The organism is Nocardioides sp. NPDC051685 (assembly GCF_044453405.1).
Classification (GTDB): domain Bacteria; phylum Actinomycetota; class Actinomycetes; order Propionibacteriales; family Nocardioidaceae; genus Nocardioides.
The window spans coordinates 65,675-81,009 of record NZ_JBITCR010000015.1; the positions used below are offsets into that span (position 1 = coordinate 65,675).

17 protein-coding genes are annotated in these 15,335 nt (G+C 68.8%); 7 read left to right on the forward strand and 10 right to left on the reverse strand.

All coding sequences use genetic code 11. The annotated features are described in order from the left end of the window. Positions 1–4: 4 nt before the first annotated feature. Together cobT and cobS are read left to right on the forward strand one after the other, a co-directional pair. Positions 5–1,054, forward strand: coding sequence for a nicotinate-nucleotide--dimethylbenzimidazole phosphoribosyltransferase (cobT, locus tag ACIA03_RS27530; protein WP_396988571.1), 1,050 nt, complete (start codon positions 5–7; stop codon positions 1,052–1,054). Further along, positions 1,054–1,827, forward strand: coding sequence for an adenosylcobinamide-GDP ribazoletransferase (gene cobS / locus ACIA03_RS27535; RefSeq protein ID WP_396988573.1), 774 nt, complete (start codon positions 1,054–1,056; stop codon positions 1,825–1,827). Before cobT ends, cobS begins: the two co-directional genes overlap by 1 nt. Here the strand turns inward: cobS and cobU are convergent. Next, positions 1,824–2,363, reverse strand: a complete 540-nt coding sequence (gene cobU, locus ACIA03_RS27540) for a bifunctional adenosylcobinamide kinase/adenosylcobinamide-phosphate guanylyltransferase (protein WP_396988575.1) — start codon at positions 2,361–2,363, stop codon at positions 1,824–1,826. The genes cobS and cobU overlap by 4 nt on opposite strands. Positions 2,364–2,400: 37 nt before the next feature. Here cobU and ACIA03_RS27545 point away from each other — a divergent pair, with 37 nt between their 5' ends. Next, positions 2,401–3,201 carry a metallophosphoesterase family protein gene (locus tag ACIA03_RS27545; protein ID WP_396988577.1) on the forward strand — a complete coding sequence of 267 codons (801 nt, stop codon included), beginning with the start codon at positions 2,401–2,403 and terminating at the stop codon, positions 3,199–3,201. 28 nt (positions 3,202–3,229) lie between these two features. Here the strand turns inward: ACIA03_RS27545 and ACIA03_RS27550 are convergent, their stop codons facing one another. The 7 genes from ACIA03_RS27550 to ACIA03_RS27580 all read right to left on the reverse strand — a co-directional run bounded on the left by ACIA03_RS27550 (position 3,230) and on the right by ACIA03_RS27580 (position 8,859). Then, positions 3,230–3,991: an ABC transporter permease gene (locus ACIA03_RS27550; protein ID WP_396988579.1), complete on the reverse strand. Its 762-nt coding sequence runs from the start codon at positions 3,989–3,991 to the stop codon at positions 3,230–3,232. Further along, positions 3,988–4,758, reverse strand: coding sequence for an ABC transporter ATP-binding protein (locus ACIA03_RS27555; RefSeq protein WP_396988581.1), 771 nt, complete (start codon positions 4,756–4,758; stop codon positions 3,988–3,990). Before ACIA03_RS27555 ends, ACIA03_RS27550 begins: the two co-directional genes overlap by 4 nt. Further along, a complete protein-coding gene (locus ACIA03_RS27560; protein ID WP_396988583.1) occupies positions 4,755–5,126 on the reverse strand; it encodes a DUF1048 domain-containing protein in 372 nt (123 codons plus the stop codon). Before ACIA03_RS27560 ends, ACIA03_RS27555 begins: the two co-directional genes overlap by 4 nt. 3 nt (positions 5,127–5,129) lie before the next feature. After that, positions 5,130–5,459, reverse strand: a complete 330-nt coding sequence (locus tag ACIA03_RS27565; RefSeq protein WP_396988585.1) for a PadR family transcriptional regulator — start codon at positions 5,457–5,459, stop codon at positions 5,130–5,132. A gap of 160 nt (positions 5,460–5,619) precedes the next feature. Beyond that, positions 5,620–6,237: a hypothetical protein gene (locus ACIA03_RS27570; RefSeq protein WP_396988587.1), complete on the reverse strand. Its 618-nt coding sequence runs from the start codon at positions 6,235–6,237 to the stop codon at positions 5,620–5,622. Then, the gene (locus ACIA03_RS27575; protein ID WP_396988589.1) at positions 6,206–8,551 is read right to left on the reverse strand and encodes a hypothetical protein; all 2,346 of its coding nucleotides are present in this window, start codon (positions 8,549–8,551) and stop codon (positions 6,206–6,208) included. The genes ACIA03_RS27570 and ACIA03_RS27575 overlap by 32 nt, the downstream gene beginning before the upstream one ends. Beyond that, positions 8,551–8,859 (reverse strand): hypothetical protein, encoded by a 309-nt coding sequence (locus tag ACIA03_RS27580; protein WP_396988591.1) that lies wholly within the window; start codon positions 8,857–8,859, stop codon positions 8,551–8,553. The genes ACIA03_RS27575 and ACIA03_RS27580 overlap by 1 nt, the downstream gene beginning before the upstream one ends. A 236-nt stretch (positions 8,860–9,095) precedes the next feature. On the opposite strand from ACIA03_RS27580, the gene ACIA03_RS27585 reads away from it, so the two are divergent. Both ACIA03_RS27585 and ACIA03_RS27590 read left to right on the forward strand, forming a co-directional pair. Further along, the gene (locus ACIA03_RS27585; RefSeq protein ID WP_396988593.1) at positions 9,096–9,530 is read left to right on the forward strand and encodes a hypothetical protein; all 435 of its coding nucleotides are present in this window, start codon (positions 9,096–9,098) and stop codon (positions 9,528–9,530) included. Positions 9,531–9,586: 56 nt separating this feature from the next. After that, entirely contained in the window at positions 9,587–9,988 is a 402-nt protein-coding gene (locus ACIA03_RS27590) for a hypothetical protein (protein WP_396988595.1), read from the forward strand. 104 nt (positions 9,989–10,092) lie between these two features. Here the strand turns inward: ACIA03_RS27590 and ACIA03_RS27595 are convergent, their stop codons facing one another. After that, a complete protein-coding gene (locus ACIA03_RS27595) occupies positions 10,093–11,715 on the reverse strand; it encodes an alkaline phosphatase D family protein (RefSeq protein WP_396988596.1) in 1,623 nt (540 codons plus the stop codon). 89 nt (positions 11,716–11,804) lie between these two features. Next, positions 11,805–12,674 carry an oxygenase MpaB family protein gene (locus tag ACIA03_RS27600; protein WP_396988598.1) on the reverse strand — a complete coding sequence of 290 codons (870 nt, stop codon included), beginning with the start codon at positions 12,672–12,674 and terminating at the stop codon, positions 11,805–11,807. Positions 12,675–12,750: 76 nt separating this feature from the next. Between ACIA03_RS27600 and ACIA03_RS27605 the strand changes: the two genes are divergently transcribed. Both ACIA03_RS27605 and ACIA03_RS27610 read left to right on the forward strand, forming a co-directional pair. Beyond that, positions 12,751–13,848 carry a hypothetical protein gene (locus tag ACIA03_RS27605; RefSeq protein ID WP_396988600.1) on the forward strand — a complete coding sequence of 366 codons (1,098 nt, stop codon included), beginning with the start codon at positions 12,751–12,753 and terminating at the stop codon, positions 13,846–13,848. Between the two features lie 9 nt (positions 13,849–13,857). After that, positions 13,858–15,294 (forward strand): protein kinase, encoded by a 1,437-nt coding sequence (locus ACIA03_RS27610; RefSeq protein ID WP_396988602.1) that lies wholly within the window; start codon positions 13,858–13,860, stop codon positions 15,292–15,294. Positions 15,295–15,335 lie beyond the last annotated feature (41 nt).

The window sequence follows — 15,335 nt, forward strand, 5'->3', positions numbered from 1 at the left end:
CGACGTGACGATCCGGACTCCAGACGACAACGTACGCAGCCAGGCAGCCGAGCGGCTGGGCGCACTGGCCACACCGCCGGGTGCCCTGGGCCGCCTGGGAGAGCTGGCGGTCTGGGTGGCGGCCTGCCAGGGCGAGGTGCCGCCGCGACCGGTCGAGAACGTACGCCTGGTGATCTTCGCCGGCGACCACGGCGTCGCCCAGCACGGGGTCTCGGCGTTCCCGCCGGCGATCACGGGCGCGATGGTGCGTACGTTCCTGGGCGGCCGGGCCGGGGTCAGCGCGCTCGCGAAGGCGCACGGCGTCCAGGTCCGGGTGCTCGACCTCGGTGTCGACGAGGAGTTCGAGGATCTCGACGCGACGACGCGCGAGGCACTGACCCAGCACAAGATCCGGCGGGGGAGCGGCGCGATCCACCTCGAGGACGCGCTGACCGCCGAGGAGACCGCGCGGGCGCTCGAGGCGGGCGCCGCCGTCGCCCGCCAGGAGATCGCGGCCGGCGCGCAGCTGCTGATCAGCGGCGACATGGGCATCGGCAACACCACGCCCGCGGCGGCGCTGGTGGCTGCCGGGCTCGGCCTGCCCGCGAGCGAGGTCACCGGTCGTGGCACCGGCATCGGCGACGACGCGCTCCGCATCAAGACCGACGTCATCACCACGGCGCTGGCCCGTGCCGGTGAGCGCACCGCGGACCCGGTCCAGACCCTCGCCGCGCTCGGCAGCGCCGACCTCGCCGCGACCACCGGCTACCTCCTCGAGGCCGCCCGCCAGGGCACGCCGGTCCTTCTCGACGGCCTGATGAGCGTGGCCTGCGCGCTGACCGCCGACCGGATCGAGCCGGGGGCGGCGGCATGGTTCGCCGCCGGCCACCGCTCCACCGAGCCGGCCCAGTCGATGGCCCTGGAGAAGCTCGCCCTGGTGCCGCTGCTCGACCTCGACTTGCGGCTCGGTGAGGGCTCCGGAGCCGTCGCCGCGGTGCCGGTCGTCCGCAGCGCCGTCGCCCTCCTGCGTGACGTCGCCCTGCTCTCCGAGCTCGCCCCGGGAGACCCTGCCTGATGCTCGCGCGGGACGCCTGGCGTCTCGCGGTCGGCACGCTGACCGCGATGCCCGTGCCTCCTCCCGAGGTCGTCGACCGCCGACGCGCCGCGGTGGCGATGACGGTGGCGCCGCTGGCCGCCCTGCCGCTCGCACTGGCCGCCGGCGCTATCGCACTCCTGGGACACCTCGCCGGGCTACCGCACCTGGTCACCGCCCTGCTCGCGATCGGCGCCGTGGTCGCCGGCAACCGGGCGCTCCACCTCGACGGCCTCGCCGACACGGTCGACGGCATGGCCGCCTCCTACGACCGCGAGCGCTCGCTGGCCGTCATGAAGACCGGCACCTCCGGCCCGGCGGGCGTCACCGCGATCGTCCTCGTGCTCGGCCTCCAGGTGGCGGCTCTCGCCTCGCTGCTGGAGGGGGAGCCCGTACGCTCCTCGGTGCTCGCCGCCGTCGCCGTCTGTGCCTCGCGCGCGGCCCTGGCCCTGTGCTGCACCCGCGGGATCAGGCCGGCGCGCGCGGACGGTCTGGGGCGTACGTTCACCCAGACTCTGCCACCGCTCGTCACCGTCCTGGTCTGGACCGTCGTCGCGGCCGCGCTCGCCGGCACCGGCGCCTGGGCCGGTCTGCCCTGGTGGCGAGGAGCCCTCGCGGTCGCCCTCGCCGCAGCCGTCGTCGGCGTGATCGTCCTGCGGGCGGTCCGGCGGTTCGGGGGAGTGACCGGCGACGTCTTCGGTGCGGCCGTCGAAGCCGCGCTGGCGACCATCCTGGTCACCCTGAGCGCAGGCTAGAGCTTCAGGACCCGCCCGGCGATGACGAGGTGCACCTCATCGCAGGCCGCCGCCAGCCGCTGGTTGACCAAGCCGAGCAGGTCGCGGAAGAGCCGGCCCGAGCGGTGGGCCGGCACGACCCCGAGGCCGACCTCGTTGGTCACCAGCACCACGTCGCCGCTCCGGCGGCCGAGGACGGCGACGGCGTCGTCGACCAGCGCCGAGACGGCGGCAGAGGCCTCCTCCGAGGATGCCTCCCACAGGCCGCCGGAATCCAGCACCGCGGTGAGCCAGGTGCCCAGGCAGTCGACCATCACCGCGTCGCCGTTGGTGAGCCCCTCGGCCAGCGCCCCCGCGAGATCCCGCGACTCGACGGTGCGCCACCGCTCCGGTCGCCTGGCCCGGTGAGAAGCCAGCCGGTCGGCCCAGTCAGGATCCGGCTCCTCCTCGAGCGTCGGCCCCGGCGCGACGTACGCCACCGACGGCGCGGCAGCGAGCAGCGACTCGGCATGCCGCGACTTCCCCGACCGCACCCCACCCGTCACCAGAATCCTCACCCGGCCAGTCTCCCAGCCATCGCATAGCCTGCGACCCATGACCCCAGAGCGCATCGCGCTGATCTCGGACGTACACGGCAATCTCACCGCCCTCGAAGCAGTCCTCGACGACATCGAGGCCCGCGGAATCACCAGGATCTTCAACCTCGGCGACTACGTCGGCAAGGGCCCGCGAGGACGCGAGGTCGCCGAGGTCTGCCGGGAGCGGTGCGAGGTCAACATCCTCGGCAACTGGGAGGACTTCCTGCTCGCCCCCGAGCCCGACTTCGGCCGTGAGTCGGTCGGGCTGATGTGGTGGCGGCTGCAGGCGTGGGAGCAGGCCGAGTGGCTGCGGACGCTCCCGTTCAGCCACGACTTCTGGATCAGTGGCCGGAGGGTTCGGCTCTTCCATGCCTCCGAGGAGACCGTCCACCGACGGGTCAGGTTCGACCACGACGAGAAGGAGTTCCTCGGCCTGTTCCAGAACACCGAGGCGACCGGCTTCGACCTGCCCGAACCCGACATCGTCGGCTACGCGGACACCCACGACCCCTACTACGAGACCGACCGCAACCGTCGCACCGTCTTCAACACCGGCAGCGTCGGCAACTGCATGAGCGACCCGACCCCGGTCTACGTCATCCTCGAGGGCGTCATGGACAGCGAGCAGGAGGCGCCGTTCGGCATCCAGTGGGTCCGGGTCCCCTACGACGCCGAGGCCGAGATCGCCTACGCCGCCGAGGTCGGCATGCCGGAGCTGGAGGAATACACCTACGAGCTGCGGACGGGCTTCTACCGGGGCAACCTGAGGGAAGGGCTCGAGGACGGCGAACAGCCGACCTACCACCGCAAGGGGTAGATCGGCTCGTCGCCGCGCTCGAGAGAGGTCAACTGATCTTGCGCCGGTAGGCAGCCATGGCGAAGGCGTACGAGACCACTAGGATGCCCACGCACCAGGCCAGCGCCACCCAGATGTCGTCACCGACCGGCTGCTCGGCGAAGAGCGCCTGGATGGTGTCGACGATCGAGGTCACCGGCTGGTTCTCGGCGAAGGCACGCACCGGACCGGGCATCGTCTCCGTCGGCGCGAACGCCGAGCTGATGAACGGCAGGAAGATCAGCGGGTAGGAGAACCCGGTCGCCCCCTCCATGGTCTGCGCCGCCAGCCCGGGGATCACCGCGAGCCAGGTCAGCGCCAGGGTGAGCAGCGCCAGGATCCCGGCGACCGCGAGCCAGGCGCCCAGCCCCGCCGAGGTGCGGAAGCCCATCACGAACGCGACGCCCACGATGATCACCAGGGTGAGCATGTTGGCCACCATCGACGTCCCGACATGCGCCCACAGCACCGCCGAGCGGGCGATCGGCATCGACTGGAACCGCTCGAAGATCCCGCTCTTCATGTCGGTGAAGAGCCGAAGTGCGGTGTACGCGATGCCCGAGGCGATCGCCATGATCATGATCCCGGGGAGCACGTAGTTGACGTAGTTGTCGGTGCCGGTGCGGATCGCGCCGCCCAGCACGTAGACGAAGAGCAGCATCATCGCGATCGGGGTGAGCGCGGTGGTGATGATCGTGTCCGGGCTGCGGGTGATGTGCCGCAGCGAGCGCCTCAGCAGGGTGCCGGCGTCGGCGAGTGCGTGCTTGTTCATGCCTTTCCTCCTTGGGTGGAGCCAGTGAGCGAAAGAAAAATTTCTTCCAACGACGGCTGCTTCTCGACGTACTCGACCTTCGCCGGCGGCAGCATCGCCTTGAGCTCGGCGAGGGTTCCGTTGGCGATGATCGTGCCGCCGTGCAGGATGGCGATCCGGTCGGCGAGCTGCTCGGCCTCCTCGAGATACTGCGTGGTGAGCAGGACGGTCGTGCCCTGCGCGGTCAGCTCCTTGACGACCCTCCAGACCTCGAGCCGCGCCTCCGGGTCCAGCCCGGTCGTCGGCTCGTCGAGGAAGATCACCGACGGCGAGCCGATCAGCGACATCGCGATGTCCAGCCGCCTGCGCATACCGCCGGAGTACGTCGCGACCTTCCGGGCGCCCGCCTCGACCAGGTCGAAGCGCTTCAGCAGCCCGTCGGCCACGTCGCCGGGGGAGGGGAGGTGGCGCAGCTTCGCGACCAGGATCAGGTTCTCCCGCCCGGTGAGGATCTCGTCGACCGCCGCGAACTGCCCGGTCAACGAGATCGCCTCCCGCACCCGCTGTGCCTCCTCGACCACCGAGGCACCCTCGACCAGAGCCGCACCGGCATCAGGTTTCAGGAGCGTCGAGAGGATGCGTACGGCTGTGGTCTTGCCGGCCCCGTTGGACCCGAGCAGCGCGAAGATCGAGCCCCGCGCCACCTCGAAGTCGACACCCCGCAACACCTGGTTGTCCTTGTAGGACTTCTCCAGTCCTCGTACGGAGATCGCGGCTGTCGCGCTCATGACTCGTCCTCCTTGTTGATGGCCTCGATGGCGTCGGTGAGCCGAGCGCGCTCCTTCTTGATCCAGGCGCCCTCGGAGTAGTTCCGGGCGAACTCCTCGGCGAACTCGACGGGGTTGTCGCCGACGATCGCGCTGACCGGGGTGCCGTCGGCGGCACCCTGTTCGAAGAGGTCGAGGAGGTCCTCGGCCATCGCCGTCAGGATCGTGCCGTCGGCGATGCCGGGGGAGTACATCAGGTAGCGCTCGACCGCGTCGTGTGCTTTGCGGTGGCTCTCGGGAAGCTGCTGCTTGCGGGCCTTGAGCTGCCGCCAGCGCTTCTTGAGCTCGAGCTCGCCGACGACGGTCTCGAACATTGATCGGATAGACATGCCTTACTTCCCTTCCGTACGCAGGCTCTCCAGCCGTTCGGCCAGGAACCCCCAGGTGGTCCAGAACTCTTCGAGGTACTTCTCGCCGTTTGTGTTGAGCGAGTAGACCTTCCGCGGCGGCCCCTTCTCACTCGGCCGCTTCTCCACGTCCACCAGCCCGTTCTTCTCGATCCGGACCAGCAGCGCGTAGACCGTGCCCTCGGCGATCTCGGTGAACCCCTGGCTCCGCAGCCAGGTCGTGATCTCGTATCCGTATGCCGGGTTGCCGGTCAGGAACGCCAGCACGATCCCCTCCAGCGTCCCCTTGAGCATCTCGGTCATCTGCTTGCCCATCGGCCGCCTCCTCCCACTACTCAGTGTTGCTGACTACCAGTACATAGTAGCGCTGAGTAGTGATCGAAGGTCAAGTCCTTATCGCCAGCGGAAATGCCAGCGGCGCTGGTACGACGGGATCAACCGTCGTACCAGCGCCGCTGGCTATTCTGGGGTGTAGTTAGCCTTCCCCGTCGATCTCGGCAACTTGCTTGAGCGCCGTGGATAGCAGTTCGTTGACGTCCACCGACGGTTCGCCCTCGCCGTAGTGCGTCACCCCGACGGAGAGGAGATTCCCGTCGGTCGTCTCCGCGTAGGCCGTCTTGCCCGTCTCTCGTGGATTCGAAGACGAGCTCGTGAAAGTGAAGCCCACTGCTCCGTCAGGTAGGCCGGTCAAAGGCTCTGACGTCGCTTCGCCATAGTCGCCTTTGGCGGCATCGGCCGTGCATTCCGTGACGGCCGCCTCGATTCCCGCGAGCATCGACGCCGCGTCGGCAAACCGGCCACCGGGCCCGAAGACCGCCGCGCCTACGAGGTCGCCATTCTTCAGCTGGTACTGCTCGCCATGTTTGCCGTCTGCAGCGTTATCGAACATGCTGGTCTCCAGATAAGCGAGCTCATCGCACCAGCCACCTCCAGGTGCTGCCTTGGCGTCGTTGATTGTCTTCTCGACGTCGGGAAGTTCGTCAGAATCCAGCAGCGTCGCCTCAGCGCCGCACGCTGTCATCAACAGCAGGGCTGAGCACAGGGTGAGTGCGAAGCGGCCTTTAGCCCTGCGGGTAGTAGGACAAGAAGGCATTCTTGTAGCTCCCCTCGAAGTCACCGCTGGTCACGTACTCGTTCAGGTAGTTCATCGCCTCGTGAGCGTAGCGATCCGTGTCGTCTGCGGGGACGTCGGACATGTTGATGACCTTCCCGTCCTTCATGAAGGTCTCGTCGGATTGCGGAATGTCGATCACTCCAGCTCGCTCCAGTGCGAAGAGCGCGTTGAGTTCGACGCGGTTGACCCCCTCGGAAGCGCGGGTCTCGGCGTTCGAGGTCGCCGCGGCAGCCTCGTTCGCAAACTTCTCCCCGGCTGCGTCCGTGCCGAGGTCGATCGCCTGGCCGACTCCGTAGTCGATCACCTTGCTGCCGAGCTCGCCGACCTGCTCCGCACCCGGAAGCGGGATCATCCCGGCGACCTCGCTAGTCAGGTCGATGAAGGCCTGTCGCTGGGCGTCCTTGTCCTTCGCCCCGTCGATCTCGACCTCGCCAACGGCGTGCTCAGCAAAGCCCTGGAGGTGGCCGCCACGCTCGAGAACGTCGCGCAGTTCGGTGCGCAGACCGGGATCGTCCGGGTTCTGTGCCAACTCGGCGGCGATGTTGTTGATCTGCGTCTGCTGGAACGTGCCGACACCCTCAGCGATGCTGGTCATCCCGTCCTGCGTGCTCATGGAGACCTTCATCATGTTCTCCAGGTCGCCCGCGTAGAACTTCGGGTACGGGTCCATCTTGCCGTAGTGGTCGAGGGAGAAGGGCTCCGAACCGGGGTCACCCGTTTCGTCCTTGTTGTGAAGCGCGGCATCGATACCCGGCGTGTAGAACTTCATCAGTTCCGCGACATGGGGCGAGGCGGCCTTAGCGTCTTCTGCGTTGAAGCCCTCGTTGTTGGTGACATCGTGGAAGAACTTCGACACGAGGTCGGTCGTCTCCCTCGGGTGTTCCTTGAGAAGCTCCTGGTTGGTGCCGATACCCTCGGCCAGCTCCGAGATGCCGCCGTAGCCGTCGGCCTGCCAGGTGCGTTTGTCGAAGTAGAAGTCCTGGCGCTCAGCCCCGTGCTCACCAGTGAAGAATTCGAGGCCCTGCTGCGGATGGTCGCCGAGGTTGCCCATGATGGCCGCCATCGGGTCGTCGCCCCAGCCACCGTCGTTGCCGGTGTCGAGGGGGCTGTGGCCGGTGTGCCCGTACCAGTATTGAGCGTTCATCGGGCCGTCCGCCTGCTCGAAGCGGTCCAGCTCCTCGGCAGCCCCGAGCACGAGGTTGCCGTTGAGGCCGTGGTCCTGCATCAGGTAGGTGAGAACCGAGGCGCCGCCGGTGCCGCCCCAGTTCGGGTAGCGATCCCGAAGGGCGTCCTGCTCGTCATCGGAGAGGTAGACCCCTGAGGGGCCGGCGTACTTCACGATGTCGTGACCGAACTTCTCGGCCGGGAAACCGGGGTCGTTCGAGGCCGATGCGAGGCCGCTTCGGAGGTTGGATGCGAGTGTGTTGAGAGAGCCGGAATCTGGCGACTGCATACGCAGGTACTCTTCGATCCGCGCCATGCTGGCAACGGTGCCGTCGGCCCCGAGGTCCTTGTAGAGCCCGCTGGCGACGGTCGAGTCGTCGGTGTAGGCGCTCAGCATGGCGTTGAGGCGGTCGGCCTCTTCCTTGCTGAGCTTGTAGTCGTCGTCGTTCAGCGTGCTGTCGAGGCGGTCGCTGATCTCCTTGCCGAGGCGCGCCTGGACGTCGTCAGGCAGCGCGTCGACATAGCCGTCGTACTTGCCCGGGTCGCTGAGCATCTTGTTGATGAGCTCGGACTCGGGCAGGTTGCGCAGCTCGGGCGGGAGGCTGGCCTGCTCGATCGTGCCGTCGCCACCGTCGTAGTCGCCCTTGGTCGCGTGACTGAGCACGGCCGTCAGATCGGCGTCGGCAGATTCCGCGTCGGTCAGCGCGTCCTGGATGGTCTGGGCGAGCTGCTGCATGGTGCCCTTGTCCTTGTCCGGATCCTTCTCGTCCGGAGTCGGGTCGGTGATCTGCACGCCGCCGGAGAAGCTGACCTTCCAGCCGCGCCCGGTCGCGTCGTCGTAGGCGTGCTTGGCGCTGTCCTTGGCCTTCTTGATGGAGGCGGCGGCCTCGTCGAGGGCGTTGATGACCTGTGACAGCGGTGCGGCCATGTCGTTGAGGTCGGCGATCAGGCGACGGTGACGGTTCTCCGCACGCGTGGCCGCCTCACCGATCCAGGTGCTGGGGACCTTGCCGGCGTCCATCTCGTCCTGCTGGTCCTGGAAGCTCTTGCGGGCGGTGTTGAGCTGGTCCGCGGCGGCGTCGAGGTCTTCCGGCTTCCAGGTCTGCAGCGTCTCGTAGGTGACGGCCATCAGTCTCTTCCGATCATTGCTTCGCGGTAGCGCGCCTGCTGCGCCGTGATGGTGTCGGCCTCCACGATCGCGTCGGCATCGGCGACTGTCGTCGTCTTGTGGTCGCGGGCATCCTTGACCCACTTGTCCTTGTCGCTCTTCCACTCGGTCTTGAGGCCGTTCGCGGCGCCTGCGGACGTGCTTCCCGGCAGCGCGGAGGCGACCTTGCCCATGGGGCCTTCGAGATCGAGACCGGCGACGGCGTCGGCCGCGGTCCCGATGGAGTTGGCCGCGGTCTTCACCTGCGGCACCACGATTTCGACGTTCACGAAAGGATCCCCCAAGACGTCCGGAGCGATTGGTAACTATCTCCTACCCCAAATCCCGGGTTTCAAACACAAATAGCCGAGAAATCTTGTAAGCGCGCGATCCGGCGCCTCGCCCTCGTATGTCCGCGTGGATCTCATCGGCGACACCCGTCACCTGGGATAGCGTGTCGCGACGTACGACGGCGCCCGTCATCTCGGGGCGAAGTCGATCCAACTCGACAGAGAAGAAGGGCGCGATGTCACAACCGAACGAGGCGGCAGCCGGCAGCCCGCAAAGCGGCGGACGGGTAGCGCTGGCGGGGCTGGGGCTCGGAGCGGCAACGCTGGGGATCGTCGCCCTGGTGCGGGTGATCGTCGGCATCCCGAAGGTCAGCCAGGGCTATTACAACTCGCTCTACCGGTTCGAGGACCGCCCGGTCATCTGGGTCGTCCTCGGGCTGCTGATGATCGCATCGATCGTCCCGATCGCCGTCGCGGTCGTCCTCGGTCACGCCGGCGTGAGTCGTGCGAAGGCGGCTGGGACCAGCGCCGCCGTCTCGGGGATCGCGCTCGGGGTCGGCTACACGTTGGTCGTCTTCTGGGGCGTACGCCTCATCAACGCAGTGACGAACGCCGCCGAGTTCAACGGCGGAATCAGGATGTTCATCGAGTACGTCGGGCTCGGGGCGTAGCGATGGTGTCTCGGGAAACTTCGCAGCGGCCACTGACCCTGATCATCGGCTCCGTGATGGCACTGTTCTATGCCGTTGGTGCTCTGGTCATCTCTGTGTGGATCATCGGCATGGTCTTCGAGGACGAAGGCACACGGCTGAGCAGCGGCGAGCAGTCGGGGCTGGTCGTCGCTTGCATGGGCGTCGCGGTCGCCGCGTTCGGGATCTTCTGCATCCTCCGTGGTCTGCAGGCTCAGATATGGGCGATCACGTTGGTGGTCATCGGCCTCGCCGTCGGGGTCTTGTTGGGGATAGGCATCACGGTGACGGCGTTCAAGGCGGACGAGGACGGGCCGCTCAGCAGCGGCTGGGTCTGGCTCGCGCTCACGCTGGTCATGATCGCCCCGGTCGTGCTGCTGAGCGTCGCGATCTCGAAGCTGCCCTCACCGCACGAGTCCAAGACGACAGACCCGCGCTGACGGTGTCGTCGTCGACCTACGTGCCGATCGAGCAGGTACGACGGGGAGTCAGGCACCGCTAGCTGCCCAGCAACCGGTGCCGAACTCCCCGTCGTACCGAAGCCTTACGCCTCGACGAGCCCGGGCCTGCCGGACTCGGTGAAGAAGCGCCCGCCGACGGTGAGCGGAGCGCCGGGAGTGGTGACGTGGGAGACGTTCTTGTAGGTGATCTCCGCGCCCGAACGGTCGAGCGAGACGGTCGCGTAGCCGCGGAGGCCGTTGTAGAACTTCATGTGCGGGTTGCGCTCGAGGTACGCGGCCCAGTTGGCCGGGTGCTCGGCGCCGTTGCCTCCCGAGGTGATGGAGCTCGTCACGACCTCCGTGCCCAGCACCCGTGAGGACGGGTCGTCGAAGTCGTCGTGGATGTTGAAGCCGTAGTGGACGTGCACGTCACCGGTCAGCACCATCAGGTTCGACTGTTCGGATGCCTTCCAGCCCTCGAGGATCCGGCGCCGGGAGGCGGGGTAGCCGTCCCAGGAGTCCATCGAGCGGGTGCCGTCGCCCGAGGGATTGTCGCGGCGCGAGAAGGTGACCTGCTGCGGGACGATGTTCCACAGGGCCGAGGAGCGGCGCCAGCCGTCGATCAGCCACTGCTCCTGCTCGTTCCCCGGCAGCGTCATCGACTCCGCCTCGGACTCGGCCGACGGGACCTTCCAGCCGTCGCCGTTGGCCTGGTTGGTGCGGTACTGGCGGGTGTCGAGGATGTCGAACTGGGCCAGCCGGCCCCACTGCAGCCGCCGGTACAGACGCAGGTCGGGACCGGTCGGCTGCTGCGGAAGACGCAGCGGCTGGTTCTCCCAGTAGGCGCGGTAGGCGGCGGCACGGCGCACCAGGAACTCCTCGGGCGGCACCGAGTTCTCCGGGGTGTCGCCGGCGTAGTTGTTCTCGGTCTCGTGGTCGTCCCAGGTGACGATGAACGGGTGTGCCAGGTGCGCGGCGATCTGGTCCGGGTCGGACTTGTAGAGCCCGTAGCGCGCCCGGTAGTCGTCCAGCGTGACGGTCTCGTGGTTGAGGTGCGCCGGCAGCGGCTGGGTGTAGGCGCGTGCCCCGGCAGAGGCGTTCACGGCGTACTCGTAGAGGTAGTCGCCCAGGTGGAAGACCGCGTCCACGTCCTCACCGGCAAGATGCTGGTACGCCGTGTAGTAGCCCTGGTCGTAGCGCTGGCACGAGGCGAGGGCGAAGGTCAGCGACGATACCGCGGCGCCCACCGCGGGGGCGGTGCGGGTCCGGCCGACCGGGCTGATCCACCGGCCGACCCGGAACCGGTAGAAGTACTCGGTCGCCGCGTCCAGGCCGCGGACCTCGGCGTGCACGGAGTGGTTGAACTCGGAGTGCGCGGCGGCGGTTCCGCGGCGTACGACCCGGGTGAAGGCGTCGTCGCGCGCGACCTCCCAGCCGACGTCGAAACGGGCCGCCGGCATCCCGCCGGTGGGCTCGAGCGGAAGCGGCGCGAGCCGGGTCCACAGCAGCACCGAGTCGGGCAGCGGGTCGCCGGAGGCGACGGCGAGGGTGAAGGGGTCCGAGGTGATGGCGGCGGGGGAGCCGGCCGGCGCGGCGAAGGCGCCGGTACGTGGCAGCCCGGTCGTGAAGGCCAGCGCGGTCGCGGCGGCCGAGACGGTCAGGAAACGGCGACGGTCGAGGCCTCGAAGGGCGCCACGGAGATCAGGAGTGTTGCTGGGGGCAGGCATGGACGACGTGCTCCTGTCGATATGGGGGTTATCGACAACAGCGAAGCGGTGCCCGGTAAAGCCGTGGTGACGGGCGGGGGAGAACCGGGCTAAGCGGTCTCGGCCGTACGGTGCACCGGGCAACCCGGCGCGAAGGTGCCGAGCTCCTCGGTGTTGAACCCGTGGGGATAGCTCTTGATGCGCGGCATGTCTCGGACGTACGCCGGCTTCCGTCGAGCCGGCAGCAGCGCGACCACGCGTGCCCGGGCCTTCAGCGCCCCACGCGACAGCGTCCGGGCGAGCCGCCCGGGCTCGGGGTAGCCGAACGCCTCGAGCAGGTGCGGCTCCATCAGCGACAGCGAGAAGATGCGGATCACCGGAGCCAAGGGCCGCGGGTAGAAGGTCGTCAGCAGCTCGAGGGTCGAGTCGGCGACGGCACGGCCGCCCTCGTCGTAGCCGAAGTTCTCGGCCTCATAGGTGTCGAGGAGCTGCTCGAACTCGTCGTAGGTCGCCGGGATGTCCTTGATCCCCATCCGCTTCCCGAGCGCCTGGTAGTAGCGCAGCGCGGCGAGCTGCTCGTCGGGGGTCGACTGCCGCCAGCCGAAGTCCTGGTTCCAGCGCCGCGGGATCACCACGAACGTCGAGAGGACGTAGCGCATGTCGTCGTTTGAGATGTCGTACATCCGGTGCATCTGGTTGATCCGTCGCACCGCGGCCCGGCCGCGGGGGCTGTCCAGGTCCTCGATCGCCGCGTCCTCCAGCAGCAGCGCGGTGTCGTCGTAGCGCTTCTGGGTGTCCTCGGTGAACTGGTGCGTGTCGGCCAGCAGCCGGCCGATCGAGGGCACCGCATAGGTCCGGAACAGCGCGAAGCTGAGCGACTGAGTCGTGTCCCACGGGAACTCGTAGAGCCCCAGAAGTCTCGAGATCTCCTGAAAGTCGGTCTCCGGGTCCAGCCCTGCCGTGCGGGACTGCTTGGCCATGGTGCCTCCTCGCTCGATACACAACTGTATCGTGATCTGCGTCACCTGTCGTGGCTCTCCCCGTAATGTCTTCGGCATGGAGAAGTCGGGAACGCAGACGCCACTGACCCTCGCTGCCGCCCAGGCGGTCCGAACGTACGCCGCCACCACCCGCTCCGCCCTGGGCACCGCCGAGTCCCCGGTGATCTCGTACGCCGGCCTGTGGCTGCTCCTCGCCTCGCTGGCGCCCGTGGCGGCGACCGAGACGGACGAGATCCTCGGGCTCAACCGCGCCGACGCACGGGCCGCCGCGCTCAGGCTGCTGGAGGCGCCGCACCCCACGATCGGGGCCGCGGTCGCCGGCTGGCTCCGCCCGGGCGTCGAGCTCAAGAAGGGGCTGCCGGTCGTGCTCGACCCGCTCCCGGGCCAGGCCGGGCTCGATGCCTGGGCCGAGGAGAACACCCGCGGTCTGATCAAGGAGTTCCCGCTCGAGATCGACGCCCAGACGCTGATCGTGCTCGCCTCGGCGCTGGTGGTGACGCCACGCTGGAGCGAGCCGCTCGACGACGACGGCAAGGGGTTGCTGCTGCTCGAGGGCGGGTTCCAGGCGGTGGTGGAGACCGAGGCGGCCGGCCCGGTCGCGGTCGCCTGCCCGGCCAGCGAGGACGGCATCTCGGTCTACTCCGTGATCGCCGCGGACGGGGTTGCCGCCGAGGACGTGTGGCGCGCCGCCGAGGAGGTGGTCCGGAGGATCGACGCGGGCGAGGTGCGCAACCACACGTTCGATCCCGGCGGCCAGAAGCGCGGCCATGCCTGGACGGTCGAGGAGGTGTCGGTCTTCGGCGGCGCTCCGTCCGACCGCTGGCGCAGCCATCTTCCGGAGTGGGCCGCGGAGGATCGCCACGATCTCTCGGCCGCGCCGGGGGTCGCCGAGATCGCCCGCGGCGTGATGGCTGCCGTCGAGGAGGAGTCGGAGGCCGCCTGCGTACAGAAGGCGGTCGCGTCCTACGACCGCGAGGGATTCGAGGCGGCCGCGGTGACCGGGATGATGGTCCGCGCAGCCGCCGCGCCGCGCGAGACGAAGGTCCGGCAGATCGACCTGAGGTTCGACCGGCCGCACGCGGTGGTGGCGGTCGCGCGCGGGGGAGCCTGGGAGGGTATCCCGCTCTTCGACTCCTGGGTGACCCCGGCATAATTTCCGCCCATGGACGCGCATCCCCCGATCGCTGGCCGCTACCAGCTCCTCGACCTGCTCGGAGCCGGTGGCATGGGGGAGGTCTGGCGGGCGCGTGACACCGTCCTCGATCGTGATGTCGCGGTGAAGCTGCTGCGCGACGTCGACGACTCGACGATGGCCGAGCGGTTCCGTCGGGAGTCGCTCTCGACCGCCCGCGTTGTCCACGACGACGTGGTCAAGATCTTCGACGCGGGCAGCGACGACAACGACGTCTTCCTGGTCATGGAGCTGCTGCCCGGACCGACCCTGGCCGAGCCGCTCCAGCAGCGCGGCGCGATGCCGGTCGAGATGGCGGTCGAGTACGCCCGCCAGGTCTCGGCCGCGCTCGGCGCCGCTCACCGGGCCGGCGTGGTGCACCGCGACATCAAGCCGGCCAACCTCATGTTCGACGGTGACGGCCGGCTGACCGTGCTCGACTTCGGCATCGCGTACGCCATGACGGGGGTCGACGCCGGGCTGACCCAGACCGGGCACGTGATCGGCAGCCCGTCCTACCTCTCGCCCGAGCAGGCTGCCGGCGACCCCGTCGGACCGCCTGCCGACGTCTACTCGCTGGGCTGCGTGCTCTTCGAGATGCTCACCGGGAAGGTGCCCTACTCCGCCCCGCACCCGGTCAAGATCCTGCACATGCACCTCAGTGAACCGGTGCCGCGGATCACCGACTTCCGGTCGGTGCCGCCGCCGCTGGCGCGGCTGGTCACCCGGATGCTCGACAAGAACCCGGCCGCGCGGCCGTCGATGGACCAGGTCGGGCACGAGCTCGGCTACGTGCTCAGCGGCGCCGACCCCGACGCCACCGACCGGCTCTCCGCCGGGCAGGCACCGCGTCTGACCCAGGCGATGCCGCAGCGGCCGCTCGACGAGCCGATGGCGCTGCCCGGCTCCCGCACCGGCGTCCTGCGCCGCCCCGACACCCCGCCTCCCGTCCGCGGGCCGCGCCCGGGGTCGCTGCGAAAGTTCCCCACCGGCAGGCTCCTCGGCGCGGTGGCGATCGTGATCGCCTGCATCTTCGCCGCCTCCTGGCTCGCCGCCTACGAGCCCGCGCCCGCCGAGGCCGACCAGCCGTCCCAGAGCGCCGACGGCCCCAACAGCACCGACAGCAACACCGACAACACGGCCGACGACACCACCGACGAGAACACCGAGGCGTCGGACAACAAGACCCTCAATCGCCTCGACAGGCTCGACCGCTGGCGCGAGAACCTGGAGAGCTGGAACGTCATCGACGAGGATCAGTCCCAGGAGTGGGAGGACCAGATCGATCAGATCCGCGACCTCGTCGAGAAGGGCGAGAGCGCCAAGCGCGAGATGCGAGAGCTCCGCGAGGAGTTCGACAGCCTGGGCAAGGGCGACGGCAAGGACGGCGAGCGGATCCTCGACAACCTGCTCAAGCAGGGCGAGTAAGCCCGACCTCCGGAAACGGATGCGCCACGCCCCCTGAAGGT